Source organism: Flagellimonas eckloniae, from assembly GCF_001413955.1.
GTDB lineage: Bacteria > Bacteroidota > Bacteroidia > Flavobacteriales > Flavobacteriaceae > Flagellimonas > Flagellimonas eckloniae.
Genome location: NZ_LCTZ01000002.1, coordinates 3,339,576 through 3,363,675, shown reverse-complemented (window position 1 = coordinate 3,363,675; position 24,100 = coordinate 3,339,576). Strand labels below are relative to the sequence as shown.

The window sequence follows — 24,100 nt, the reverse complement described above, 5'->3', positions numbered from 1 at the left end:
ATGAAAACTTATTTGATCTTACTCTTTTCGTTTTTCACTCTAGCTGGTTTTGCTCAAGAGAACGGTAGCATTGTAGGTAAGTTAACGGATAAAGAACTCAACAATGACCCATTACCTTTTGCCAACGTTATAATAAAAGGAACAACAAATGGCACAACTTCAGACTTTGACGGTCTATTTGAAATTACCAATGTTGAGCCTGGTACATACACCTTGGTATTTAGTTTCTTGGGATATGAAACGCTTGAGGTTCCCAATGTTCTTGTTGAAACTGGAAAGGTTACTGAAATAAATGCTGGTTTGGGCGCAAGCAGCGTGGGTTTGGATGAGGTTGTGGTAACAACAACCGCTAGAAAGGATTCCGAAGTCGCACTTTTACTACAACAGAAAAATGCTTTGGTAATTCAAGAAGCAATTAGTGCCGAAGCCTTAACCCTTAAAGGTATTGACGATGCGGCGGCAGCGGTTGCGCAAATTTCTGGTATTTCCAAACAACAAGGTTCTAGTAATGTTTATGTAAGGGGCTTGGGAGATCGCTACCAAAATACAACAATGAATGGGCTTTCGCTTCCTTCTAATGATGTCAGCAAAAAGAATATTGACCTTGATTTATTTTCTTCCAGTATTATAGAAAATGTATCTGTAAGTAAAGCATATAGCCCAACCTTTTATGGTGATTTTGCTGCAGGGAATGTAAATGTTGATTCCAAGGAATATACTGGAAATGGCTATTTTGAAATTTCCGTTGGAAGTGGTATAAATACCAATGCTTCAGGTGAAGATTTTGTGCGCAGTGAAGGACCAAGCAATTTTGGGTTCTACAACAGATATGATAATGATCCTTTTGCTATTGTATTGTCCCATGGTGTTGACCCTCAAGACGCATGGAGCCCTATAAATTTATCCCTGGCCGGTGAAGGTGGTTATTCTTTCAATTTTAATGACGACAAATCCAGACTAAGTTTTTTTGCAGCAGCAAGCTTTAACAATGGTTATGAGTTATGGGAGGGTCCAGCCAGAGATTTCACAAACGTTTTAAAAGTAGATTTTCCCAATGTAAAAGAGTTTGCCTATACTACGAACACTACTGCTTTGGGCAATATCACCTATAAAATAAACAATGAACACAAAGTTAAATATAGTTCCCTGTTTATAAACAGTTCTACCGATGCAGTTGGTTTCTATGGAGTCAATGGGTTGGGTACAAACAGGGATGCAATCATTACCACTGATGAAGGATTTTATGTAATGAACGTTCAGTTTAACCAAGATATGATTTTTGTAAACCAGTTGACGGGACAGCACATTTTTAATGAAAAATTGTCTTTGGATTGGGGAACAGGCTTTAATAAAGTCTTTTCTGATGAACCAGATAGAAAAAGGATTACATTGGAGAACTACCAACTTGCATTGGATGGCGATGATTCAACAAATCCAGTATTTTACACCAATATTCCATTTGACAACCAGCGGTTTTTTCAAAGTATTGAAGATGATGAATTAAATAGTTTTATCAATTTAGGTTATCAAGTATCAGAAAAGGTAAAATTTAACTTTGGATACAACGGCCGAAGAAAAGAACGTAGATTTAATAGTATACGCTATGGATATGAAATTCAGGACAGGAATAACACGCCAGTTACAGATGTCACTGATTTTAATACCATATTTGATGTAAGTAATATCAATATTCCAGCTGGTGAAGGTTTATGGGATTTGCTCGTCTTAAACCCAATAAATAATGACATTGGCAATCGAAACAGACCTGGATTAGCTGAGAACACATATAAAGGAAATCTTGGCATTCACGCGGTTTATGCAACAGCCGAACTAGAACTTAGTGAAAAATTAAGTGTTATACCTGGTATCAGAGCAGAATCATATAGTCAAAAGGTTGAATATGATGTAATCAACATTAGCGCCACGGATCCGGGGTTCAGGGATGTATATGAGAATATCTTCCTGCCAAGTTTAAATGTTCGTTATGCCCTAAATGACAATTCCAATCTTAGACTTGGTTTTAGTAAAACAGCATCCTTTCCAGAATTTAAAGAAGTTGCACCCTTTGTGTATGAATCCGTAACACAGCGTATAGGTGGTAACCCAGACCTCTTGGGCGGTTTAGATGGAAATGGACCAACTTACTCGGATATATTCAACTATGACCTAAAATATGAGTGGTTTTTAGAGCGTGGGGAAATAATTTCCATAGCCGCATTTGCAAAAACAATCAAAGACCCTGTAAACAGGGTAGTTGCTGCGGATGCTACAGGAACCCAACGTTATTTTAGAACTGGGGACCAAGCGGATGTATATGGAATAGAAATGGAAGTGAGAAAGAATCTCTATATGGATTCTGATGATAATGCAATACTATCCGTTGGCCTAAACGCAGCGTATACTAAAACTGATCAGGACCTTAAAGATATCCCCGGGGGTACAGAAAACACATTCGGAACGGCTTTCGACCGTGACTCAGACGAATTAGAAGGTGCATCACCTTTTATTATCAATACAGATTTGAATTATAGCCCTGTATTTGGTAATTACAAACCAAAAGCCACAATTGCTTTTTCCTATTTCTCAGATCGGATTTTCTCTTTGGGATCAGGAAGTCTAGGGAATATTGTGGAAAAAGCTGTTCCTACATTGAATTTTGTTTTGAAGAACTCATTTGGAGAGCACTTTGAAGCAAATCTTACAGCCAAAAACATTCTAGATCCAGATATTTCTTTTATAAGAGAAGGAACCGATATAGGAGATATTGTAATAAGAGAGTATAATCTTGGGGTTAACATTGGGCTAACCCTTAAATATAAATTTTAATTTTTTTTTTAAACTAAGGACAAATGAAAAACAAGTTTTTATTTTTAGGTATAGCCGCTGCTTTATTCATTGCTTGTGAGAGCGACGATACCTCAGACATTGTTATTAATGATAATAGTGTTACTACAACCAACAATAATTCTGGTGGAGAAACACCAACCGAGACAACGGTAAACCTTAATGGGCTATACACAACTAATCTTACTTTAGATCCAGATGTTGAGTATATCATTACCGGACCCGTACTTATGGCAAATGGTACTACGTTGACCATTCCCGCAGGTATGACAATAAAGGCAGAACCTATTGGAGTAAATGCATATATAGCTATTCAACAGGGGGCTAGAATCAATGCGATAGGCACAGCGAGCGAGCCAATCATACTTACTTCCAACGCTACTGTGCCTTCTTCAGGTGACTGGGGAGGTTTGGTTCTTTGTGGAAAGGCTCCTATCAACTCTACACCTGATGGTTCAGATGATATTGCTACATCAGAAGTTGGAGCTTTGGCTTTTGGAGGTAACATCCCTGCAGATAACTCTGGAAATGTTGAGTATGTACGTATTGAATATGCTGGTGGAGCAATTGACGGAAACGCAGAATTGAATGGTTTATCAGTTTATGGCGTTGGAACGGGTACTACAATTGATTATGTACAAGTTTTTGAAGGATCTGATGATGGTTTTGAATTCTTTGGAGGAACTGTAAATGCAAGTCATTTGGTTGTGGTAAACGCTGAAGATGACTCTATTGACTGGACAGAAGGTTTCGTGGGCACATTGACCGATGTTTATGTACAACATGGAACTTCGCACGACAAAGCTTTTGAATGTGATGGATTCAACACAGACTTTAGTAATGAGGCAGGTTATTTTTCCGCTCCAACAGTTACTAATGCAACTATTGTTGGAAATCCAGCTGATATTGCTAACGAAAGCGAGGCCATCAGACTTCGCGCCGGAACTAGGTTTACTTTTAACAATATTGTAATCAATGATTTTGATGAAGGTTTCGACTTGGACGATGCCGATACAGGCGTTGGTGTAGTAAACGATGATTCCAACATTATTGATGTAACCTTTAATACTGTTACAACTAACCTAAAAAATGATACTGGTTCAGTTTTTGACGAAGCTGATATTATCTCAGGAGTAGGTAACGGTACAGGTACGGATATTGCCACCTGGGGTGCCGGATGGACCGTGGGCATTAATTAATAAAAGGTATTATAGATAAAGAAAAGCCCCGCTTTGCGGGGCTTTTCTTTTGCATTTCATCGAAAAGTGTGGGTATTTTCCGTAAACAAAGATAATACAGACCCCATTTTTTTTATATTTGCGGCATAACCTTTGTAACCAATACTTTATGAAGCATATTTACCTTGTTGTATTATTCTTTTTTGTTTCTACCCTTGGATTTTCCCAAAATGCCCAGGCTAGTGCAGATATACAAGGTTTTAAATTGTTTCCCAATCCTGTTACCCAAGGAAAGGTTTTTATAGAGACTGCTGAAAATTCACCAAAGCAAATATTTATTTTTGATGTGCTGGGCACTAAAGTGCTTCAAACTACAATTTTAGGGAAAGAACTCAATCTTTCAGGTTTTGATAAGGGCGTTTATATCCTTCGAGTAATTGAAAATAACAATGTAGCTACTAGAAAGCTAATTATCAAATAATTATACTTTTCGTCCTGAAAAAGGGCCCAAAACACCTACTTTTCCCACTTTACCTACATAATTCTTTGTTTCACAACATTTTATAGCTAACTCCAACAGGTTTATTTACTTTTATATTGCTTATTATCCCAAATCAGCATGTATGAAGAAAATCTACTTTATTCTCATTATGGCGTTTCCTGTATTTAGCTTCGGTCAAGAATTGGTCAGTGTAAATACTGAACAAGCACAAGAACTTAAAGGTTTTAAGATGTATCCCAATCCTGTTTATGGTGATGAAGTCTATCTTACTACTGCCACTAATGGTAACAAACAAATTAAAATCTACGATGTTTTTGGAGAAGTCGTACTCACGGACAGAATTGCGACCAACACGTTGAACATATCCAGATTAGTTCCAGGAGTTTATGTACTCCAAGTAACGGAACAGAAAAAGACGATGACCCGAAAACTGGTCATTAAATAAGAATTGCTATCAAAAAAGCCCTTTTAATAAAAGGGCTTTTCTATTTTTGGGTACTTTTTATTGCCCAATGAACAACGTACAGATTCAAAATATCTTTTCAATTTCAACCCAGGCTGAATTTGAGTCGTTGGCACTGAAAATTTTTTCTTTTCAATTTGAAAATAATCCTGTTTACCAAACTTTTTGTCAATACGTAAAGAAGTCACCTTCAAATGTTCATCATGTTGAAGAAATTCCGTTTCTCCCCATTGAGTTTTTTAAGTCCCATAAAGTGATAGTAGCTTCCAACGAAGCTCCGCAAACAGTTTTTGAAAGTAGTGGAACAACCGGAAGTCTTACAAGTAAGCACTATGTGCACAACCTCTCCCTATACCAAAAAAGCTATCAAAAAGGATTTACTTCATTTTATGACCCTATTGAATCCTATTGTATTCTGGCCTTACTTCCTTCGTATCTTGAAAGAAAAGGTTCTTCTTTGCTATATATGGCAGATGATTTAGTGACCCAATCACAACACCCGTCAAGTGGATTTTATCTTTATGATTTTAAAGCGCTTTATGAAAAACTGCTGCAACTGGAAAAAGAAAAAACAAAGACCCTTTTAATTGGGGTTTCCTTTGCGCTTTTGGATTTGGCAGAACAATATCCGTTGCCTTTGAAACACACAACAATTATGGAAACTGGAGGAATGAAGGGAAGACGGAAGGAACTGATACGGGAAGAATTGCACAATATCCTTAAAACTTCATTTGGGGTTCCAAAAATACATTCAGAATATGGAATGACCGAATTACTTTCCCAAGCTTATTCCCAAGGTGATGGCTTGTTTAGAACTCCAAACTGGATGAAAATCCAAACTCGTGATACGGAAGACCCTTTCACCACACAATCTCATGGGAAAACCGGTGGGGTAAATGTTATTGATTTGGCCAATGTAAACTCCTGCTCTTTTATTGCCACACAAGATTTAGGCAAAACTTATGCAGATGGGTCTTTTGAAATTTTGGGAAGGTTTGACCAATCTGATGTTAGGGGCTGTAATTTAATGGCGCTATAACCTATTCTGAACTAAGTTTATACTCTAGGCCTGGTCCATCGCATGCATTCCAAGTACCATTTAAAGCACCTCTAGCATAAAAGAGAATTTCCTTTCCGTTGCCATAGCAACTGGCAATAAGGCTTTTCCCTGTTTCATAGGTAAGTTCATAATATTTGTTATCCCCTTCTTCCAATACCTCATATGTTCCCATTGCTTGAGTAATAACCTCATCTCTCTTTCTGGATTTAAAAAAGGTCCCGTTAGGATTAAAAAGATAATATTCTTGCCATTCCATATCCTCTCCAACGGTTTCAGAGTTGATAAAACTTCCGGTCATACGAACCAATTCCCATTTCTCTATTCCATTTTTTAATGGTACTTCTGCTTCATTATCAGAATTGGAATTACATGCACTTAGTAAAATAATCATGCAAAAAAAGAGTGTTGATGCCTTCATTATATCAGTTTTTCAGAACAAAGAGCAAAAAATTCCTTTTTGGTTGCGCAAATTGTTTGGAATTAACACTTAGTCCACCACCAACACAAAATAGTTTTTCTTGCCACGTTGGAGCAATACAAACTTGCCATTGATTAAATCAGAAGAGGTTATTGTATAATCTTCTTTTACCTTTTCCTTATTTACGGAAATGGAATTCTGTTTTAATTCTCTTCGTGCTTCACCATTTGAGCCTAAGAAACCCGTCTTTGCCGCTAAGGCGCCTATCATATCCAAACCAGCATCTATTTCATCCTTGGAAACCTGTGCTTGGGGTACACCATCAAAAACATCCAAAAAAGTTTTTTCATCCAATTGCTTCAAATCTTCCGAAGTTGATTTACCAAACAGAATGTTACTTGCTTTTATGGCATTTTCTAAATCGGATTTAGAATGCACCATAGTTGTAATTTCTTCCGCTAATCTTTTTTGAAGTGCTCTTTGGTGGGGAGCTTCTTGATGGGTGATTACCAAATCTTGAATTTCTTGTTGGCTTAAAAACGTAAAGATTTTTGTATACTTTTCGGCGTCTTCATCTGAAGTGTTCAACCAATATTGATAAAACTTATATGGTGAAGTTCTTTCCGCATCCAACCAAACATTTCCACCTTCGGTCTTCCCAAATTTAGTACCATCAGCCTTAGTAATTAAAGGGCAGGTCATGGCAAAGCCTTTACCTCCGCCTATTCTTCTGATAAGCTCGGTTCCTGTGGTGATATTTCCCCACTGATCGCTCCCACCCATTTGAAGGGTACAATTGTGGTTTTGGAACAGGTACAAGAAATCATATCCTTGCACCAATTGATAGGTGAACTCGGTAAATGACATACCTTCCTTGGCATCCGAAGAAAGGCGCTTTTTAACCGAATCCTTCGCCATCATGTAATTGACCGTAATATGTTTGCCAACATCGCGAATAAAATCAAGAAAGGAAAAATCTTTCATCCAATCGTAATTGTTCACCAGAACAGCTGCATTTGGTTCATCACTTTCAAAATCCAAAAACCGACCTAGTTGCGATTTTAGGGCTTCTTGGTTGTGCCGAAGTGTTTTTTCATCCAGCAGATTACGCTCGGCCGATTTTCCGGAAGGATCTCCAATCATACCCGTAGCTCCACCTACCAAGGCAAACGGCTTATGTCCTGCTAGTTGAAAATGCCGGAGCATCATAACACTTACCAAATGTCCAATGTGTAATGAATCAGCAGTTGGATCAATTCCAACATAAGCGGCTTGCATTTCTTTCATCAGATGTTCTTCCGCGCCAGGCATAATATCATGTACCATACCTCTCCATTGTAACTCTTGAACAAAATTCTTTGTCATGATAATCTTTTAGAATAGCTGCAAATATAAAATGAAGTTCTTACATCCCTTAATAAATCCATGGCAAATAGGTACTTTTATAGCATGATTTTGGTTACGGGAGGTACGGGTTTAATAGGTTCACATTTGTTGTTTCGTTTGGTCAAAAATGGAAAAAACGTAAAGGCCAGTTACCGAAATAAAGACAGACTACAGAATGTTTTAAAAGTCTTTGGATACTATACGGACAATCCATCCGAACTATTTAAAAAAATAGATTGGGTACAGGCTGATCTAGTAGATATTGGTTCACTTGAGCTTCTTTTTGATGGTGTTGAATATGTATATCACTGCGCAGCAATGATTTCTTTTGACCCCAGTGATTATCCTGCTTTGGTCAAAAATAACTCTGTGGGCACAGCCAATATTGTTAACCAATGTCTGGAACGCCGCATAAAAAAACTTTGCTATGTGAGTTCCATTGCCACAATTGGCCCGAGTGCTCCAGGAAAGGAAGCAAATGAGGAAAATGAATGGAATGATACCAATATTTCAGTCTACGGTCTTACAAAGCAAGATGCTGAGTTGGAGGTATGGCGTGGTTCCCAGGAGGGTTTGTCGGTAGTCATTGTTAACCCGGGAGTAGTTTTAGGGCCAGGGTTTTGGAAATCTGGAAGTGGTTCATTGTTCACTTATGCCTCCAAAGGCAAAAAGTCCTTTATCCCAGGCGGAACAGGTTTTGTGACCATTTCTGATGTAGCTTCTTCCATGGTGCAACTCATGGAGTCCAAAATTGAGGGTGAGCGGTTCATTCTAGTAAATGAAAATCTGACCTATCAAGAAATACTTCAAAAAATTGCCCCTAATTTAGGTTCAAAGGCCCCAATTAAAAGAATTCCTTTCTGGGTTTTGGAATGTTTTTGGCGTTTGGATTGGTTAAGAAGCAAGCTTTTTGGAAAAAGTAGAAAGCTTACAAAAAGCGTTACCAAAGGACTTTATAAAAGAGAAATATATACTAGTGAAAAAATAATAAAGGCTTTAGGTTTTAAATTCGAAAACCTAGATTCAGCAATAGGTTTTTGTTGTTCAAAATTTAAGGGTTAAGCGTCTGGAGCAGTTTTTTTCTTTTCTTTTGATTTACTGATGGAGTCCGCTTTCTTTTTTCTTGAGTTTGCAAGACTATCCTTTTTTCTCTTGGAAACATCTTCCAAAACCTTTACTCTTTCTTCCAACATTTCCTCCACTTTTTCATATATAGCTTGATATTCTAGAGGTATTGAAGCATAGTATAAATCACTTTGGGAAAATTGGGTGCTGTCTATTTGATGTTTTTGAAACAGAAACGGCATTGTTTCAATTTTATGTTCAGCAAGCAGGGTGCTGGAAGATGACTTTACGGAATTCAATATGGCCAAATCATGTAAAATAACAATCATTTTTTCCTTGGGTATAAGGTTTTTTGGCTTTTCCACTACCTCTTCACCGCATGAAAAAAGAAATACCGCAAACAAGGACAGAACTATCTTTTTCATTTTTATCTATTAAATGTAAGCCTTCGGGCGTTCTTTTTTTCAGAAAAAACACCCTTCTCATAACCCAAATGGCCATTGATAAAAGTACGTACCACTTCTGAATCAAAAGTAACCCCTTTAAATGGTGACCACCCACATTTATAAAAAATATTCGATTTTTTAACCTCAGTTTGGGAATTCTGGGTTACCTGAACCAAATCTGCATAATACCCTTCGCGAATAAACCCTCGTCTATCAATATCAAAAAGCTTTGCAGGATTATGGCACATTTTTTCCACAATCTTTTCAAGTTTTATCCTTCCTTCCTTCTCTTTTTGTAACATGGCCAACAGTGCATGCTGCACCAAAGGACCTCCTGAAGGTGCACTGGCATAGGGGTTGTCTTTTTCTGCTAAAGTGTGTGGGGCATGATCGGTTGCAATCACATCAATTCTATCATCCAAAAGTGCTTCCCAAAGTTTTTCCCTGTCCAAGGCTGTCTTCACGGCTGGGTTCCACTTTATCAAAGTCCCTTTCTCAGCATAGTCCTCATCTGAAAACCAAAGGTGGTGTATACATACTTCAGCTGTAATCTTCTTCTCCTCCAAGGGAATTGTATTGGTGAACAAATCAGTTTCAATTCCTGTGGAGACATGAAATACATGCAATCGTGCTCCGGTTTTTTTTGCCAAAGCAATTGCTTTTGAAGAGGACAAATAGCAAGCTTGTTCACTTCTTATTATTGGGTGGAATTTTATTGGAATATCATCCCCATACATTTTCTTATAGGTATCCATGTTTGCACGTATTGTTCCCTCATCTTCGCAATGGGTAGAGATGACCATATCGGTATTCCTAAAAATTTTCTCCAAAACAGCTTCATCATCAACTAACATATTTCCCGTAGATGACCCCAAGAACAATTTAACCCCTGAACATGCATTTTTATCCAATCGTTTTAATTCTTCCAAATTGTCATTGGTTCCACCAAAAAGAAATGAATAGTTGGCATAAGCATCTTTTGAAGCGATGGCAAACTTTTCCTCAAGTTTTTCTATGGTTGTGGTTTGCGGGTTCGTATTGGGCTGTTCCATAAAAGTAGTTATCCCACCCGCCAAAGCAGCTTTGCTTTCTGTGGCAATGGTTCCTTTATGTGTTAACCCCGGTTCCCTAAAATGTACCTGATCATCTATAATTCCAGGTAACAGATAATCTCCATCCAAATCTATTGTTCTAGCATTGGTATCTGAAATATCACCATCAATTCTGGTAATGAAATCTCCATCTACAAGTACATCTGTCTCCAAAATGTTGTTCTCATTTACAACTTTTGCATTCTTTAGTAGGGTTTTTGGCATTTTAAAATGTCTTTTTGAAAAATATACTTCTAAACTTCATGGCAACTACACCGAAAATGGCTTCTCGTATTATTGCTGAGTTCATTTTAGACTTTCCATTGATTCTATCCGTAAAAATAATGGATACTTCTTCTATCTTAAATCCTTTGAGATACGCCCTGTATTTCATTTCTATTTGAAATGCATAACCAATAAATCGTACTGCATCCAGGTTTATGCTCTCAAGCACTTCTCTCTTGTAGCAAACAAATCCCGCAGTGGGGTCATGAACTCGCATTCCCGTAATAATCTTCACATAAAATGATGCGCCATAGGATAGTAAAATTCTAAAAAGAGGCCAGTTCACTACGTTCACCCCTTTTTTATACCTAGACCCCACTGCAACATCGGCTCCATTCACACAGGCCCTGTGCAAACGGGATAAATCTGCAGGGCGATGGGAAAAATCAGCATCCATTTCAAAAATGTAGTCATACCCTTGTTTCAAAGCCCATTTAAAACCATGGATATAGGCCGTGCCCAATCCTGACTTCTCTTTTCTAACTTCAAGAAATAGACGATCAGAATATTGCTCTTGTAGAACTCTAACATTTTCTGCAGTTCCATCTGGTGAATTATCATCAACAACAAGAACATGGAAATCCTTTTTAAGATCGAAAACCGTTTTTATAATGGCTTCAATGTTTTCAATTTCATTGAAAGTGGGTATAATCACTAAACCGTCTGCCATTATCAAAAGATTAGAGCGCAAAAATAACGTTTTCTTGGTTCCTACCCCAAGTCATCTTTTGCACCGTTAAGCATCAAGTTGGTCAATATTTGTAACTTTGCCGCATCTAAAATTTATTTGATGACCCAAAAGTTTCCCAGGCTTTTTCTTATTCTTCTGGCTGTTCTTTTTGTTCTCAATCTTGTTCAAAGTTATTTTACAGAACTCATTTATGATGAAGCGTACTATTGGTATTACGCCCAAAATCTGGATTGGGGTTATTTTGACCATCCACCAATGGTTGCTTTTTTGATAAAGATAGGAAGCTTGTTTTTTGATGGTGAGCTAGGTGTTCGTCTTATGAGTTGTGTGCTCTCAGTAGGCACTTATTTAATTTTGTGGGAGCTTATTGAAAACCCGAAAAAGAAGGACTATATCATCCATTTTTTCCTGCTTGTATCCTCGTTCACATTAATGAATGCTTATGGGTTTTTGATGTTGCCAGACACTCCCCTTTTGTTTTTTACCGCACTTTTCTTGCTACTATATAAGCGTTTTTTGAACAATCCTTCCATTTGGATTTCCATCTTTATGGGAATTGTCATGGCAGCATTGATGTACAGTAAATATCATGCGGTTTTAGTAATCCTATTTGTCTTTTTTTCCAATCTGAAGCTTATAAAAAACTGGAAGGCTTGGTTGGCAGTCGCAATTGCACTCATCTGCTATACACCACACTTTTTATGGTTGTACCAAAACGATTTTGTGTCCATCACTTTTCATTTATATGAGCGGCCCAATCAGGCATATTCTTTTGAAAAATTCACTTTGGGTTATTTTTTGAACCTTATTGTAATTATAGGTTTACTTTTTTATTGGATATATTTTTCACTTTTTAAATACAAAGTGACCGATAAGTTTTCCAAGTCACTGTTATATTTAACATACGGGGTTATTATTTTCTTTTTCATTTCCAGTTTTAATAGACGGGTTCAGGCGCAATGGGCAATTGTTATTTCCATTCCAATGGCACTAATGGCTTTTAATCATCTAATTGAAAATGCGAGAAGCAGAAAATGGATGTACAGAATAGGAATTGTAAGTTTTGTATTACTTCTTTATGCAAGAGTGTGGCTTGTGCATAGGCCTTTGCTGCCTATGGTTTTTGAAACCCATGGCAATAAACAGTGGGTAAAGGAACTAAATTCAAAAGCTCGGGATATTCCCATAGTTTTTGATAATTCGTACAGACGTGCTGCTATGTATGAGTTTTATTCCAGGAAACCATCCTTTTCCCTTAACAATGGATTTTATAGAAAAAATCAATATTCCATTGATAATTCCGAGGAAAGGACACGTGGCAAAAAAGTTATGAACGTTACGAAATACAGCAACAGCGGTGATATTAACTATATGCATTTGGACAGTACCGTTTTTTATGGAAACTTTATAGACAACTTTCAATCCTACAGAAAGCTAAAATGTATTGTGGAAGATTCTAAAGATAGAGCCAACAGCATATTAAAAGTATATAATCCTTATGAGTTTGATATTCCACTTGATAACCTTAACTATACTATTGCCTTCTCCAATGCACATAAGCAAGTGAAGAAAATTATTCCCCTTAAAGTGGAACTATTGACAAAGAACCAAACTATGCTAAAATCAAAGGATACCACAATGTATACTTTTGAACCAATAAAGCCCAAAATGGAAAATATAGAGTATTTCAGGATTGGAATATCGGAAAACGACTTACTGCCAGGATTAAACGGCATGCCAATTAAAATAAAGGAATGAATCCTATTCACCACACAATTGAGTCTTTGGATTGGATGACATTAGTGCTTTTTTTAAGTATGGTAGTGCTTGCCCTTGTCAAATATCTGTTTGGAAACAGGTTTCTTAGTTTTATCATTTTGCCTTTCAACAATAAATATATTGTCCTGAATAGTAAAAAAGGGAGGAGGCTTCTAAACTGGTTTCATATCCTACTTACACTATTCCAACTAATAAATTTTTCTTTGTTTATTTTTTTGTTTCAAAAAACATTTTGGGGTATTCCAAGTTATGGCCAATTTTTCTTCTTTCTGATCACCATGGGTTTTTTAATTCTCTTCCAACTGCTTAAAATATTGCTCCAATATGGGAAAGGGGTTATTTTTAATACAACGGTTTTAATTTCTGATGTAATCTTCAATAAAAGTTCCTATTTTAACTACAGTAGCCTAATTATGTTTGTAAGCAATGTTATTCTTATATACATTCTAAAAGACTCAAAACCCTTGATTTATGTTACAATTATCTTAATTGTTTCCATTAATACGATTGGATTAATCAACCTGTTGAAGAACTATCAAAAAGCTATAATCCCCTATTTTTTCTATTTTATTTTGTACCTTTGCACACTCGAAATTGCACCCTTGGTCATAATTGGAAGCTATCTTAAAGATTGAAAGCTTATGAAAGTAAAAACAATTTTGGTTTCCCAACCAGAACCCAAAATAGAAAATTCTCCCTATTCAAGATTAATTGAAAAAGAAAAGGTAAAGGTAGATTTTAGACCTTTTATCCATGTTGAGGGAGTTGAAGCTAAAAATGTAAGGCAGCAAAAAATTGATTTAAATAATTTTACTGCTATAATCCTTACCAGCAGGAATTCTGTGGATCACTTTTTTAGAATTGCGGAAGAAATGCGATTCAAAGTGCCAGATTCCATGAAGTATTTCTGTCAATCAGAAGCCGTAGCCTATTATTTACAGAAATATGTGGTGTACAGAAAACGGAAAATATATGTAGGTAAAAGAACTTTTAATGAGCTTGTTCCACTTATTAAAAAATACAAGGATGAAAAGTTCTTGTTGCCGTCGTCAGATACTCTTAAAGAAATTGTTCCCCAAGCCCTAAACGAACTTAAATTAGATTGGAAACGTGGAATTTTTTATAAAACTGTCATCAGCGATCTTTCTGATTTAAGGGAAGTAACTTATGATGTTTTAGTTTTCTTTAGCCCATCTGGAATTGAGTCATTACTTAAAAACTTTCCAGATTTTGAACAAAACAGTACGCGCATTGCCGTATTTGGAAATAGCACTGTAAATGCTGCCACAGAAGCAGGATTACGAATAGACATAAAAGCTCCAACACCGGAGACTCCTTCAATGACAATGGCATTGCAGAAATACATAACCAGTGTAAATAAATAATTGGTTGCTAAAAATATAAAACAAAAGGCCCGGTCAATTGACCGGGCCTTTTGTTTTAGAAAGCATATCGTTGTGGTCCTCCCCTCCTAATTTCCTCACTGGCATGGGCTTCAAACTTTTTAAAGTTTTCCCTAAAAGCATTGGTCAATTTAAACGCTGTTTTATAATAGGCTTCATCATTGTTCCAAGTTGCCCTTGGGCTCAACACACTGGTAGGGACTCCAGGGCATTCTCTAGGTTGGGCTACGCCAAAAACAGAATGGATATGGTATTTGTCATAATTGTAAAGCCCAAGTTCTCCACTTAAGGCAGCACTGATCATGGCCCGTGTGTATTTTAGTTTCATTCGGGTTCCAACTCCATATGGCCCTCCAGTCCATCCTGTGTTTATCAACCAAACATCAACTCCAGATTCTTGCATTTTATTGCTTAACATTTCTGCATATTTAGTTGGATGTAATGGCATAAATGGCGCTCCAAAACATGCAGAAAACGAAGGTTGCGGTTCAACAACTCCAGCCTCGGTTCCGGCCACCTTTGCAGTATATCCAGAAATAAAATGATATGCAGCTTGAGCGGGAGTTAATTTAGAAATAGGAGGAAGAACCCCAAAGGCATCAGCAGTCAAAAAGAAAATATTCTTGACATTTTTGCCTATTGAAGGTTGCTGTATATTGTCAATATGATGAATGGGGTAACTAACCCGGGTATTTTGGGTAATGGAAGTATCTCCAAAGTCAACATCCCCATCAGCATTCATGATAACATTTTCCAAGATAGCCCCTTTCTTTATTGCTCCATAAATTTCTGGTTCCTGTTCCTTGGAAAGGTTTATTACTTTGGCATAACAACCTCCTTCAAAATTAAATACGGTATTGTCTGCTGTCCAACCATGTTCATCATCTCCGATCAATTTACGGTTTGGGTCCGTGGACAGAGTGGTTTTTCCCGTTCCCGAAAGGCCAAAGAAAATAGCAGTATCGCCAGCTTCTCCCACATTGGCCGAGCAATGCATGGGCAAGGTGTTTTTGAAAACAGGAAGGATAAAATTCAATGCAGAAAAAATCCCTTTTTTAATTTCACCGGTATACCCTGTACCACCAATCAGGGCAATTTTTCTGGAAAAATTAAGGATTGCAAAATTATGCTGTCGGGTTCCATCCAATTGGGCGTCTGCTATAAACCCGGGTGCATTGATTACAGTCCATTCTGGACTAAAAGCTGCCAATTCATCCTCTGTTGGCCTTAAAAACATATTGTACGCAAACATATTGGACCATGGATATTCATTTATTACCCTTATGTTCAACTTATAGGCAGCATCAGCACAAGCATAGCAATCGCGAACAAATAGTTCTTTTTCATTTAGATATGCTATTACCTTATCATAAAGTTTATCGAATTTTTCGGTTTCAAAAGGTATGTTTATATCCCCCCACCAAATCTTCTCTTCTGTAATAGAATCCTTCACGATAAAACGATCCATGGGAGACCTTCCAGTAAACTCACCCGTATTAACGGCCAAGGTGCCTGATGAGGCTTCTTTACCCATGTCCATTTCAATGGTAAGGTCATGCAATTGCTCAGAAGAAAGTTGGTAATGAATATGCTCGTTTTTTATCCCATATTCATTTAACGAAATCGTTTTCGTAATCGGAGTGGACGTATCCATAGTTTAGTTTTTTTAGTTGGTACAAAACTAGAAAAATATAATCTCTAAAAGGCTTTATTATAGTTTATTTAATCGATTTCTTGGTTAAAATGTAATACCCAAAAAGAAACCACCCTAAAATTAAAAAAGTGCCACCTATGGGAGTTAATATTGCTATTTTCATAAATTCAAAATTGAATAAACTATTGATAGACAGGGCATAAATTGAAAAAGAGAACAAAATAACACCCGTAAGAATCAAAATGAACACTGTTCTTTTCTGCTTTATACGAAGCCCATCCCAAACTCCCAAAATCAACAAAAAAAGTGCATGGTACATTTGATAGCGTACCCCAACTTCAAAGGTATCAATAGCATATCCAGTGATTAATTTCTCCAATCCATGTGCCCCAAAAGCACCCAAAAGAATTGCTAGCAGTCCTAGTAGTGTTGCGGTCAATAAAATTGTTTTGTTCATAACTTAAATTCCCTTTATTTTTAAAAATATAACAATTTGATACCTTAGTATTTCGTTTTAATCAAAAGTAACTAAAACCTATGGCCCGCACTATTTTGGTCTTTGGAGCAGGAAAATCTACCTCATATCTATTGGATTATATCCTAAAAAAATCAAAAGAGGAGAATCTTCATTTGTTAATTGGCGACATCAATCCTGAGAACATTTCAACCTCCATTTCCTCCCATAAGAATTGTACTGTCATTGCTTTGGACATATTTAATGATGACGAAAGAAGGAAGGCCATAGTATCAGCATCAATTGTGGTTTCAATGTTGCCCCCAAGACTACATATAAAAATAGCGGAGGGCTGTATCCACTATAAAAAGCATCTTGTTACTGCATCTTATATAAGCAAAGAGATTCAAAAACTGGACAATGACGCAAGAAAAAGCGGTCTTGTTTTTATGAATGAAATAGGGCTGGATCCTGGCATAGATCATATGAGTGCCATGGAAGTTATTGATCGTATTCGCAATCAGGGCGGAAAAATGTTACTTTTTGAATCTTTTACGGGTGGTTTGGTTGCCCCTGAACACGATTCAAATCTTTGGAACTATAAATTTACATGGAACCCAAGAAATGTGGTACTGGCCGGTCAAGGTGGAGCTGCAAAATTTATCCAAGAAGGATCCTATAAATATATTCCGTACCAAAAACTATTTCGCCGTACTGAACTTTTAAATATTGACGGGTATGGCTCTTTTGAGGTATATCCCAATAGGGATTCCTTAAAATATAGGGACGCTTACGGTCTTCAGGATGTTTTGACACTTTATCGCGGCACAATGCGCAGAGTGGGCTTCTCCAAAGCATGGCAAATGTTTGTGCTACTTGGCATGACGGATGATAGTTACAACATTGAAAATTCTGAGGGCATGTCTTACCGACAATTTGTGAATTTATTTTTACCCTACTCACCAACTGATTCAGTTGAATTGAAATTGCGCCATTACCTTAAAATTGACCAAGATGATATTAAATGGGGGAAACTATTGGAATTGAATCTTTTTGACGAAACGAAACGAATTCCATTAAAAAATGCCAGTCCGGCCCAAATGCTGCAATATATCCTTGAAGATAATTGGACCCTTGAAGCAGATGAGAAGGACATGATCGTTATGTACCACAAATTTGGTTATGAAATTGATGGTAAGAAAAAACAAATAGATGCCAACATGGTGGTATTGGGTGAAAATCAAAATTATACTGCAATGGCAAAAACCGTTGGCCTGCCCGTTGCGATGGCAGCGCTCCAAATTCTAAATGGGAAAATCAAGACTCCTGGCGTACAAATTCCAATAAAAAGCGAAGTTTACCGCCCCATACTTTCTGAACTAAAACAGTATGGAATTAACTTTAAGGAATACGAAGTGCCCTACCTAGGATACAACCCAAACTCTATTGGAAGTTAAAGTTTTATAGTTTCTAGGTATCTTTAACTACAATTTTCAATAATTCCTATGAAGACTCCTAACAGTTCGGTTAAAATTGATGGTATTGATAAAAAAATACTAAGGTATTTGATGGAAGATGCCCGTAGGCCCATTTTAGAAATTGCCCGAAACATCGGTATTTCTGGAGCCGCGATACATCAACGGCTACGTAAATTGGAAAAATCTGGATTGTTGGCAGGCTCTAAATTCATCATCAACCCCAAAGTTTTGGGATATACCACAATGGCTTACATTGGTGTTTTTCTGGACAAGGCAATGGCCAATCCTCAAGCAGTCAAAGCTTTGGAAAAAATTCCTGAAGTGCTGGAATGCCATTATACAACTGGAAACTGGTCTATTCTTATTAAGGTTTTATGCAAGGACAATGAACATTTGATGATGGTATTGAACAAAAAAATTCAACAAATCGATGGAGTTTCCAGAACTGAGACCTTTATTTCATTAAATCAGCAGATAGACCGACAGATTTCAATATAAAAAGCCCATTTGAATTGCTTCAAACGGGCTCATATTTTGTTCCAATAAATTTAGTCCCTTCCGCCAAAAACTTGGAAAGCCCAATACACCAATGAAGCCAAGGCTCCCAAAGCCGCAACCAAATAGGTTCTGGCCGCCCATTTTAAGGCATCTTCAGCACCGGCATACTCCTCTTGACTTACCATATTTTTTTGCTTTAGCCATGCCAATGCGCGGTTGCTTGCATCATATTCCACGGGTAAAGTGATAAAACTAAAAATTGTAGCAAAGCCCATCATTACCAAACCAGCAATGGCAATATAGTAGCCAATTCCAACTCCTGCTGCGGCACCTAGCATCAATCCACCAAAAACCACCCAAGTAGACATCCCAGACGTAACGCTAACCACAGGAACCAACTTAGATCGCATGGTCAGCCATTCATAGGCTTGGGCATGTTGCACGGCATGACCAACTTCATGCGCGGCAACCGCAGCTGCAGATGCATTGCGTTGGCTATACACCCCTTCGCTCAAGTTTACAGTTTTGTTTTTAGGATTGTAATGATCTGTGAGCATTCCAGCAGTGGAAATCACTTTGACATCCCTAATACCATGGTCATCAAGCATTTTTTGCGCAATTTCAGCTCCGCTCATACCATTACGAAGGTGAACCTTGGAATATTTTTTGAATTTACTTTTCAATCGACTGCTTACAACCCAGCTGATCAAGGCCACAGCACCAATCAATATATAATATGTCATCATAGTTTTAGCTTTTGAAATTATTTAAAGATACTAAACATTCCCATTTACACAGAAATATCATACCCATTGAAAAGCAAAAACCCCGCCATTTTTGGGCGGGGCTATTTTACTGACAAAATGCGTGTTAAGCAAATACAGGCTCCCAATTAAAGGCTTCTGTAATTTCTTTGTATACAATTTCTCCTTCAACAATGTTAAGCCCTTTAGAAAGGGCTTTATCCAAATTACAGGCACTTTGCCATCCCATGTTAGCTAATTTTAATACATAGGGCAGTGTTACATTAGTCAAGGCAACCGTAGATGTGTAAGGGACTGCCCCAGGCATATTAGCTACGCAATAGTGTACAATATCATCTATAATGTACACCGGGTCTTCATGGGTTGTGGCTTTTGTTGTTTCAATACAACCACCCTGGTCTACCGCAACATCCACAATTACGGTTCCCGGGCGCATTTCTTTAAGCATATCCCTAGTGATAAGGTTTGGTGCTTTTGCTCCTTTTAAGAGCACACCTCCTACAATAAGATCATGGGTTTTTATATGCTTTCTGATATTAAATTCATTTGAAAATTCGGTGACTACATGACTGGGCATTACATCATTGACATAGCGCAACCGTTTCATATTAACGTCCAATATGGTTACATGGGCACCCAATCCGGCTGCCATTTTAGCAGCTTGAATACCTACGGTACCTGCGCCCAATACCAAAACCCTTCCGGGTGCCACTCCAGGAACACCTCCTAAAAGCACTCCTCTACCTTTTACGGGTTTCTCCAAATATTTTGCTCCTTGTTGAATTGCCATTCTTCCAGCTACTTCCGACATTGGCGTTAGCAAGGGCAATGTTCCTTCAGCATCCTCAACTGTTTCATAGGCAATACAGACCGATTTACTATCAACCATAGCTTTGGTCAATCTTTCACTGGAAGCAAAATGGAAATAGGTAAACACAATCTGACCTTCTTTAATCAATCGATATTCTGTTTCGATGGGCTCCTTTACTTTTACGATCATATCGCTTGCAGCGTATACCTCATCTATTGTCTCTAAAATACTTGCACCAACCTGTTGATAATCCTGATTGAAAAAACCGCTACCTTCACCTGCTCCAGACTGCACATAAACGGTATGGTTATTCTTTACCAATTCAAAAACTCCAGCCGGAGTCATTCCAACTCGGCTTTCGTTATTCTTGATTTCTTTTGGAATACCTACAATCATTTTGTTGCTTTTTTTGATTTACACTTCAAAAGTGTTACAAAAAAAACAAACTACGAAATAATTTCGATAAAAAATAGGGGGTAATCGTTGAAAAAATACTTTTTTTATCATTTTACCCTAAAATCATAGGGGGTATATTAAAATATATATTCAATTATACATTTTATACCCTATTAATTATAGGGTTCATTTATATCTAAATTTTAAAAGAAGCATGAACAACACCAAAATTCCAGTAACGGCATTAGCCAAAATAATGGCCAGACTTTGGTATTGTATTCCGTAGTACAACCAAAGCATGGTCCCAACAAAAAATCCTATGTACATGGTAAAGGAAATGTCTTTGGTAGATTTGTATTTCCAGGTTTTATAGACTTGCGGGACAAACGAACTAGTGGTCAATGTTGCGGCCACAAGACCAATTATTTCAATGGTTTCCATAGTTGGTGGTATTTAATGTTCTTATACGGGGATACCTTTACTTCAACTCCAATAAAAGCTATGTTCCTATAATAAGGATTCCTTAGCCCACAATGTTCACAATCTTGCCAGGTACAACAATTACCTTTTTAGGCGTTCGCCCTTGCAATTGTGCTTGGGTTTTTTCATGGGCCATAACGGCAACCTCAATAGCATCTTTATCCAAATCTAAGGGAAGTTCCATGGTAAAACGCATTTTACCATTAAAAGAAATAGGATACTCTTTGCTACTTTCTACCAAATGTTTCTCTTCAAATATTGGAAACGGAGCTTCTGCAATAGATGTTGAATACCCCAACCTTTCCCAAAGCTCCTCGGAAATATGGGGAGCATAAGGTGAAACCAAGATGGCCAATGGCTCTAAAATTGCCTTGCTGGTACATTTTTGGGCTGTCAATTCATTTACACAGATCATAAAGGTGGATACCGAAGTATTGAAGGAGAAATTTTCAATATCCTCCTCCACTTTTTTGATGGTTTTGTGCAACGTTTTTAAATTTTCTGCTGATGGCTCTGAACCTTCATCAATAGCACTATATAACTTCCATAATTTTTTAAGGAAGGAATGCACGCCCGTAATCCCGGCGGTGTTCCAGGGTTTGGATTGCTCCAGAGGTCCCAAAAACATTTCATACAAGCGAAGGGAATCTGCCCCGTACTCCTCACAAATGGCATCTGGGTTAACGACATTGTATTTGGATTTGGACATTTTTTCGATTTCGCGAGAAACTTTCACAATTCCATTCTCATCAATGAATTTTGCATGTTTAAACTCCGGTTGCCAATTTCTAAATTTAGATATATCCAATTCATCTGATGAATTGACAAAATCCACATCAACACGAATTTCGTCAAATGAAAGTTCTTCAACAGATACTCCTGAAAGACTTTGAATCAATTTGAAAGCCTCTTTATTTGTGTTAATATCTAGGTATTTCTCAATAATTCCTTTCGACACAAAAACATCGGTTCTTTGAGCCACTCGATAAACAAATGCACTCGTCCCCGTAATCATCCCTTGATTAATCAACTTTTTGGCAAACTCATCCTTGGGGGCAATCCCGCGATCAAACAAGAACTTTTGCCAAAAACGGGAATACAACAAATGTCCCGTAGCATGCTCGCTACCTCCAATATATAAATCCACATCTTCCCAATAGTCAACCGCGTCTTGGGAGTAAATGGCTTCCTTATTGTGCGGGTCCATATACCGATTAAAGTATTGGGAACTCCCCGCCCAACCGGGCATGGTGTTCAATTCCAAAGGAAACACCGTTTTGTGATTGATCAATTCATTATTGACCACTGTACATTGTTCGGTGTCCCAAGCCCATACGGTAGCATTGCCCAAAGGCGGTTCACCCGTTTCCGTAGGAAGGTATTTTTCAACTTCAGGCAGTTCCAATGGCAAATGCTCATCAGCAATCATTTGCGGCATTCCATCTACATAATACACCGGAAAGGGTTCTCCCCAATACCGCTGGCGACTAAAAACGGCATCGCGCAAGCGGTAATTTATTTTTCCTTCTCCCTGACCTAACCGTTCCAACTCAAAAATCGCACGCTTAACCGCTTTTTTATAGGGCAACCCATTTAAAAAGTCAGAATTGGCAATGATGGTTTTTTCTTTATCAGCAAAGGCTTCTTCAGAAATATCTATCCCTTCAAAAATGTTGGGAATGAGAATCTTAAAGTGTTTTGCAAAATCGTAATCGCGTTGATCACCGCAGGGAACAGACATTACAGCCCCTGTTCCATATCCTGCAAGCACATAATCGCCAATCCAAATAGGAATGGGCTCTTTGGTAAAGGGATGTTCTGCATATGCCCCAGTGAAGGCTCCTGAAATGGTTTTTACATCGGCCATTCGGTCGCGCTCCGAGCGTTTTGCCGTAGCTTCCACGTAAGCTTCCACAGCTTCTTTCTGTTCTGGGGTGGTAATTTGCGACACCAACTCATGTTCTGGCGCCAAGGCCATAAAACTTACCCCAAAAATGGTATCGGGGCGGGTAGTGAACACTTCGATTTGATGAGATTCCTCGTCGCTTTGCTCTCTCGGAATGACATTAAAAATAGCAGAGGCTCCTTCGGAGCGACCTATCCAATTGGTTTGCGAATCTTTGAGTGGTTGTGGCCAATCAACGGTATTCAATCCATCCAACAAACGTTGGGCATAGGCAGTAATCCGCATGCTCCATTGCGTCATTTTCTTTCGGATAACGGGATGTCCTCCGCGTTCTGAAACGCCGTTCACGATTTCATCGTTGGCCAAAACAGTCCCCAAAGCGGGACACCAGTTTACTTCGGTATCCGCCAAATAGGTCAATCTATATTTTAGAAGTAGCTCTTGCTTGGTTTTTTCTGAAAAATTAGTCCAGTCTTCTGCACTGAACGTTAGCGTATCATCATCACAAGCAGCATGCACTGCCGCATTTCCTTCTTTTTCAAAAATGGAAATCAAGTCCGAAATAGATTCAGCCTTATCCGTATCCTTATTATACCATGAGTTGAACAATTGGATAAAAACCCATTGCGTCCATTTGTAATACTTGGGATCTGAGGTTCGCACTTCGCGATTCCAATCAAACGAAAAACCAAGTTGGTCCAACTGCTCTCGATACCTTTTTATATTGGTTTCTGTAGTAATTGCAGGGTGTTGTCCCGTTTGGATGGCATACTGTTCTGCTGGCAGACCAAAAGAATCGTATCCCATTGGATGCAATACATTAAACCCTTTATGCTTTTTGTAGCGGGCATAGATATCCGTAGCTATATAACCAAGCGGATGCCCCACGTGCAATCCCGCCCCTGAGGGGTAAGGAAACATGGAAAGCGCATAGAACTTTGGTTTATCTGAATTGTTTGAAGCCTTGAAGGTTTCGTTTTTCTTCCAATACTTCTGCCATTTCTCCTCGATTTTTTGAAAATCGTAGTTCATAGTACCATTCAATTTA

At 37.9% G+C, this 24,100-nt stretch carries 22 protein-coding genes; 11 read left to right on the top strand and 11 right to left on the bottom strand.

The genetic code is table 11. From position 1 onward, the window contains the following. The 5 genes from AAY42_RS14510 to AAY42_RS14490 all read left to right on the top strand — a co-directional run bounded on the left by AAY42_RS14510 (nucleotide 1) and on the right by AAY42_RS14490 (nucleotide 6,026). Nucleotides 1–2,826 (top strand): TonB-dependent receptor, encoded by a 2,826-nt coding sequence (locus AAY42_RS14510; RefSeq protein ID WP_055396495.1) that lies wholly within the window; start codon nucleotides 1–3, stop codon nucleotides 2,824–2,826. 23 nt (nucleotides 2,827–2,849) lie between these two features. Beyond that, nucleotides 2,850–4,043, top strand: coding sequence for a hypothetical protein (locus AAY42_RS14505; protein WP_055396493.1), 1,194 nt, complete (start codon nucleotides 2,850–2,852; stop codon nucleotides 4,041–4,043). 148 nt (nucleotides 4,044–4,191) lie between these two features. Then, nucleotides 4,192–4,503: a T9SS type A sorting domain-containing protein gene (locus AAY42_RS14500; RefSeq protein ID WP_055396490.1), complete on the top strand. Its 312-nt coding sequence runs from the start codon at nucleotides 4,192–4,194 to the stop codon at nucleotides 4,501–4,503. 142 nt (nucleotides 4,504–4,645) lie between these two features. Further along, nucleotides 4,646–4,969, top strand: coding sequence for a T9SS type A sorting domain-containing protein (locus tag AAY42_RS14495; RefSeq protein WP_055396488.1), 324 nt, complete (start codon nucleotides 4,646–4,648; stop codon nucleotides 4,967–4,969). A gap of 67 nt (nucleotides 4,970–5,036) precedes the next feature. Next, the gene (locus AAY42_RS14490) at nucleotides 5,037–6,026 is read left to right on the top strand and encodes a LuxE/PaaK family acyltransferase (protein WP_055396486.1); all 990 of its coding nucleotides are present in this window, start codon (nucleotides 5,037–5,039) and stop codon (nucleotides 6,024–6,026) included. A 1-nt stretch (nucleotide 6,027) separates the two neighbouring features. On the opposite strand, the gene AAY42_RS14485 is transcribed toward AAY42_RS14490, so the two are convergent. Together AAY42_RS14485 and tyrS are read right to left on the bottom strand one after the other, a co-directional pair. Next, nucleotides 6,028–6,438 carry a hypothetical protein gene (locus AAY42_RS14485; protein ID WP_082433455.1) on the bottom strand — a complete coding sequence of 137 codons (411 nt, stop codon included), beginning with the start codon at nucleotides 6,436–6,438 and terminating at the stop codon, nucleotides 6,028–6,030. A 96-nt stretch (nucleotides 6,439–6,534) separates the two neighbouring features. After that, a complete protein-coding gene (tyrS, locus tag AAY42_RS14480) occupies nucleotides 6,535–7,830 on the bottom strand; it encodes a tyrosine--tRNA ligase (protein WP_055396481.1) in 1,296 nt (431 codons plus the stop codon). A gap of 60 nt (nucleotides 7,831–7,890) precedes the next feature. On the opposite strand from tyrS, the gene AAY42_RS14475 reads away from it, so the two are divergent. After that, nucleotides 7,891–8,913, top strand: a complete 1,023-nt coding sequence (locus tag AAY42_RS14475; protein ID WP_245625624.1) for an NAD-dependent epimerase/dehydratase family protein — start codon at nucleotides 7,891–7,893, stop codon at nucleotides 8,911–8,913. On the opposite strand, the gene AAY42_RS14470 is transcribed toward AAY42_RS14475, so the two are convergent. The 3 genes from AAY42_RS14470 to AAY42_RS14460 are packed head-to-tail and all read right to left on the bottom strand — an operon-like array spanning nucleotide 8,910 to nucleotide 11,408. Next, nucleotides 8,910–9,341, bottom strand: coding sequence for a DUF4296 domain-containing protein (locus AAY42_RS14470; protein ID WP_055396477.1), 432 nt, complete (start codon nucleotides 9,339–9,341; stop codon nucleotides 8,910–8,912). The genes AAY42_RS14475 and AAY42_RS14470 overlap by 4 nt on opposite strands. A gap of 2 nt (nucleotides 9,342–9,343) precedes the next feature. After that, entirely contained in the window at nucleotides 9,344–10,678 is a 1,335-nt protein-coding gene (locus AAY42_RS14465; protein ID WP_055396475.1) for a dihydroorotase, read from the bottom strand. A gap of 1 nt (nucleotide 10,679) precedes the next feature. After that, nucleotides 10,680–11,408, bottom strand: a complete 729-nt coding sequence (locus AAY42_RS14460) for a polyprenol monophosphomannose synthase (protein WP_055396473.1) — start codon at nucleotides 11,406–11,408, stop codon at nucleotides 10,680–10,682. Between the two features lie 120 nt (nucleotides 11,409–11,528). Here AAY42_RS14460 and AAY42_RS14455 point away from each other — a divergent pair, with 120 nt between their 5' ends. From AAY42_RS14455 to AAY42_RS14445, 3 genes are read left to right on the top strand one after another with little or no spacing between them, the layout of a single operon-like run. Then, nucleotides 11,529–13,187 (top strand): ArnT family glycosyltransferase, encoded by a 1,659-nt coding sequence (locus AAY42_RS14455; protein ID WP_055396471.1) that lies wholly within the window; start codon nucleotides 11,529–11,531, stop codon nucleotides 13,185–13,187. Continuing rightward, entirely contained in the window at nucleotides 13,184–13,843 is a 660-nt protein-coding gene (locus tag AAY42_RS14450) for a DUF4271 domain-containing protein (protein ID WP_055396469.1), read from the top strand. Before AAY42_RS14455 ends, AAY42_RS14450 begins: the two co-directional genes overlap by 4 nt. A 6-nt stretch (nucleotides 13,844–13,849) precedes the next feature. Then, nucleotides 13,850–14,593 (top strand): uroporphyrinogen-III synthase, encoded by a 744-nt coding sequence (locus AAY42_RS14445; RefSeq protein ID WP_055396467.1) that lies wholly within the window; start codon nucleotides 13,850–13,852, stop codon nucleotides 14,591–14,593. Between the two features lie 55 nt (nucleotides 14,594–14,648). On the opposite strand, the gene pckA is transcribed toward AAY42_RS14445, so the two are convergent. Both pckA and AAY42_RS14435 read right to left on the bottom strand, forming a co-directional pair. Next, nucleotides 14,649–16,265, bottom strand: a complete 1,617-nt coding sequence (gene pckA / locus AAY42_RS14440) for a phosphoenolpyruvate carboxykinase (ATP) (protein ID WP_055396464.1) — start codon at nucleotides 16,263–16,265, stop codon at nucleotides 14,649–14,651. 64 nt (nucleotides 16,266–16,329) lie between these two features. Then, nucleotides 16,330–16,722 carry a DUF423 domain-containing protein gene (locus tag AAY42_RS14435; RefSeq protein WP_055396462.1) on the bottom strand — a complete coding sequence of 131 codons (393 nt, stop codon included), beginning with the start codon at nucleotides 16,720–16,722 and terminating at the stop codon, nucleotides 16,330–16,332. An 80-nt stretch (nucleotides 16,723–16,802) separates the two neighbouring features. Between AAY42_RS14435 and AAY42_RS14430 the strand changes: the two genes are divergently transcribed. Both AAY42_RS14430 and AAY42_RS14425 read left to right on the top strand, forming a co-directional pair. Continuing rightward, complete coding sequence (locus AAY42_RS14430; protein ID WP_055396460.1) at nucleotides 16,803–18,176, top strand: saccharopine dehydrogenase family protein; 1,374 nt, start codon at nucleotides 16,803–16,805, stop codon at nucleotides 18,174–18,176. A 48-nt stretch (nucleotides 18,177–18,224) separates the two neighbouring features. Further along, a complete protein-coding gene (locus tag AAY42_RS14425; RefSeq protein WP_055396459.1) occupies nucleotides 18,225–18,695 on the top strand; it encodes an Lrp/AsnC family transcriptional regulator in 471 nt (156 codons plus the stop codon). A gap of 50 nt (nucleotides 18,696–18,745) precedes the next feature. On the opposite strand, the gene AAY42_RS14420 is transcribed toward AAY42_RS14425, so the two are convergent. The 4 genes from AAY42_RS14420 to AAY42_RS14405 form a co-directional block, all read right to left on the bottom strand. Next, nucleotides 18,746–19,441, bottom strand: coding sequence for a zinc metallopeptidase (locus AAY42_RS14420; RefSeq protein ID WP_055396458.1), 696 nt, complete (start codon nucleotides 19,439–19,441; stop codon nucleotides 18,746–18,748). A gap of 124 nt (nucleotides 19,442–19,565) precedes the next feature. Continuing rightward, nucleotides 19,566–20,666 (bottom strand): alanine dehydrogenase, encoded by a 1,101-nt coding sequence (ald, locus tag AAY42_RS14415; protein ID WP_055396455.1) that lies wholly within the window; start codon nucleotides 20,664–20,666, stop codon nucleotides 19,566–19,568. 186 nt (nucleotides 20,667–20,852) lie between these two features. Beyond that, nucleotides 20,853–21,107 (bottom strand): SemiSWEET family sugar transporter, encoded by a 255-nt coding sequence (locus AAY42_RS14410; RefSeq protein ID WP_055396453.1) that lies wholly within the window; start codon nucleotides 21,105–21,107, stop codon nucleotides 20,853–20,855. Between the two features lie 82 nt (nucleotides 21,108–21,189). Beyond that, nucleotides 21,190–24,084 carry a leucine--tRNA ligase gene (locus tag AAY42_RS14405; protein ID WP_055396451.1) on the bottom strand — a complete coding sequence of 965 codons (2,895 nt, stop codon included), beginning with the start codon at nucleotides 24,082–24,084 and terminating at the stop codon, nucleotides 21,190–21,192. Nucleotides 24,085–24,100: the final 16 nt, after the last annotated feature.

Bases quoted from the DNA above. Each gene is read 5' to 3' on its own strand.
- AAY42_RS14445 (WP_055396467.1), top strand. From the start codon at position 13,850: ATGAAAGTAAAAACAATTTTGGTTTCCCAACCAGAACCCAAAATAGAA.
- AAY42_RS14470 (WP_055396477.1), bottom strand. From the start codon at position 9,341: ATGAAAAAGATAGTTCTGTCCTTGTTTGCGGTATTTCTTTTTTCATGC.
- AAY42_RS14405 (WP_055396451.1), bottom strand. From the start codon at position 24,084: ATGAACTACGATTTTCAAAAAATCGAGGAGAAATGGCAGAAGTATTGG.
- pckA (WP_055396464.1), bottom strand. From the start codon at position 16,265: ATGGATACGTCCACTCCGATTACGAAAACGATTTCGTTAAATGAATAT.
- AAY42_RS14425 (WP_055396459.1), top strand. From the start codon at position 18,225: ATGAAGACTCCTAACAGTTCGGTTAAAATTGATGGTATTGATAAAAAA.
- AAY42_RS14410 (WP_055396453.1), bottom strand. From the start codon at position 21,107: ATGGAAACCATTGAAATAATTGGTCTTGTGGCCGCAACATTGACCACT.
- AAY42_RS14500 (WP_055396490.1), top strand. From the start codon at position 4,192: ATGAAGCATATTTACCTTGTTGTATTATTCTTTTTTGTTTCTACCCTT.
- AAY42_RS14505 (WP_055396493.1), top strand. From the start codon at position 2,850: ATGAAAAACAAGTTTTTATTTTTAGGTATAGCCGCTGCTTTATTCATT.
- AAY42_RS14435 (WP_055396462.1), bottom strand. From the start codon at position 16,722: ATGAACAAAACAATTTTATTGACCGCAACACTACTAGGACTGCTAGCA.
- AAY42_RS14495 (WP_055396488.1), top strand. From the start codon at position 4,646: ATGAAGAAAATCTACTTTATTCTCATTATGGCGTTTCCTGTATTTAGC.
- AAY42_RS14460 (WP_055396473.1), bottom strand. From the start codon at position 11,408: ATGGCAGACGGTTTAGTGATTATACCCACTTTCAATGAAATTGAAAAC.
- AAY42_RS14510 (WP_055396495.1), top strand. From the start codon at position 1: ATGAAAACTTATTTGATCTTACTCTTTTCGTTTTTCACTCTAGCTGGT.
- AAY42_RS14485 (WP_082433455.1), bottom strand. From the start codon at position 6,438: ATGATTATTTTACTAAGTGCATGTAATTCCAATTCTGATAATGAAGCA.
- tyrS (WP_055396481.1), bottom strand. From the start codon at position 7,830: ATGACAAAGAATTTTGTTCAAGAGTTACAATGGAGAGGTATGGTACAT.
- AAY42_RS14475 (WP_245625624.1), top strand. From the start codon at position 7,891: ATGGCAAATAGGTACTTTTATAGCATGATTTTGGTTACGGGAGGTACG.
- AAY42_RS14490 (WP_055396486.1), top strand. From the start codon at position 5,037: ATGAACAACGTACAGATTCAAAATATCTTTTCAATTTCAACCCAGGCT.
- AAY42_RS14455 (WP_055396471.1), top strand. From the start codon at position 11,529: ATGACCCAAAAGTTTCCCAGGCTTTTTCTTATTCTTCTGGCTGTTCTT.
- AAY42_RS14465 (WP_055396475.1), bottom strand. From the start codon at position 10,678: ATGCCAAAAACCCTACTAAAGAATGCAAAAGTTGTAAATGAGAACAAC.
- AAY42_RS14450 (WP_055396469.1), top strand. From the start codon at position 13,184: ATGAATCCTATTCACCACACAATTGAGTCTTTGGATTGGATGACATTA.
- AAY42_RS14420 (WP_055396458.1), bottom strand. From the start codon at position 19,441: ATGATGACATATTATATATTGATTGGTGCTGTGGCCTTGATCAGCTGG.
- ald (WP_055396455.1), bottom strand. From the start codon at position 20,666: ATGATTGTAGGTATTCCAAAAGAAATCAAGAATAACGAAAGCCGAGTT.
- AAY42_RS14430 (WP_055396460.1), top strand. From the start codon at position 16,803: ATGGCCCGCACTATTTTGGTCTTTGGAGCAGGAAAATCTACCTCATAT.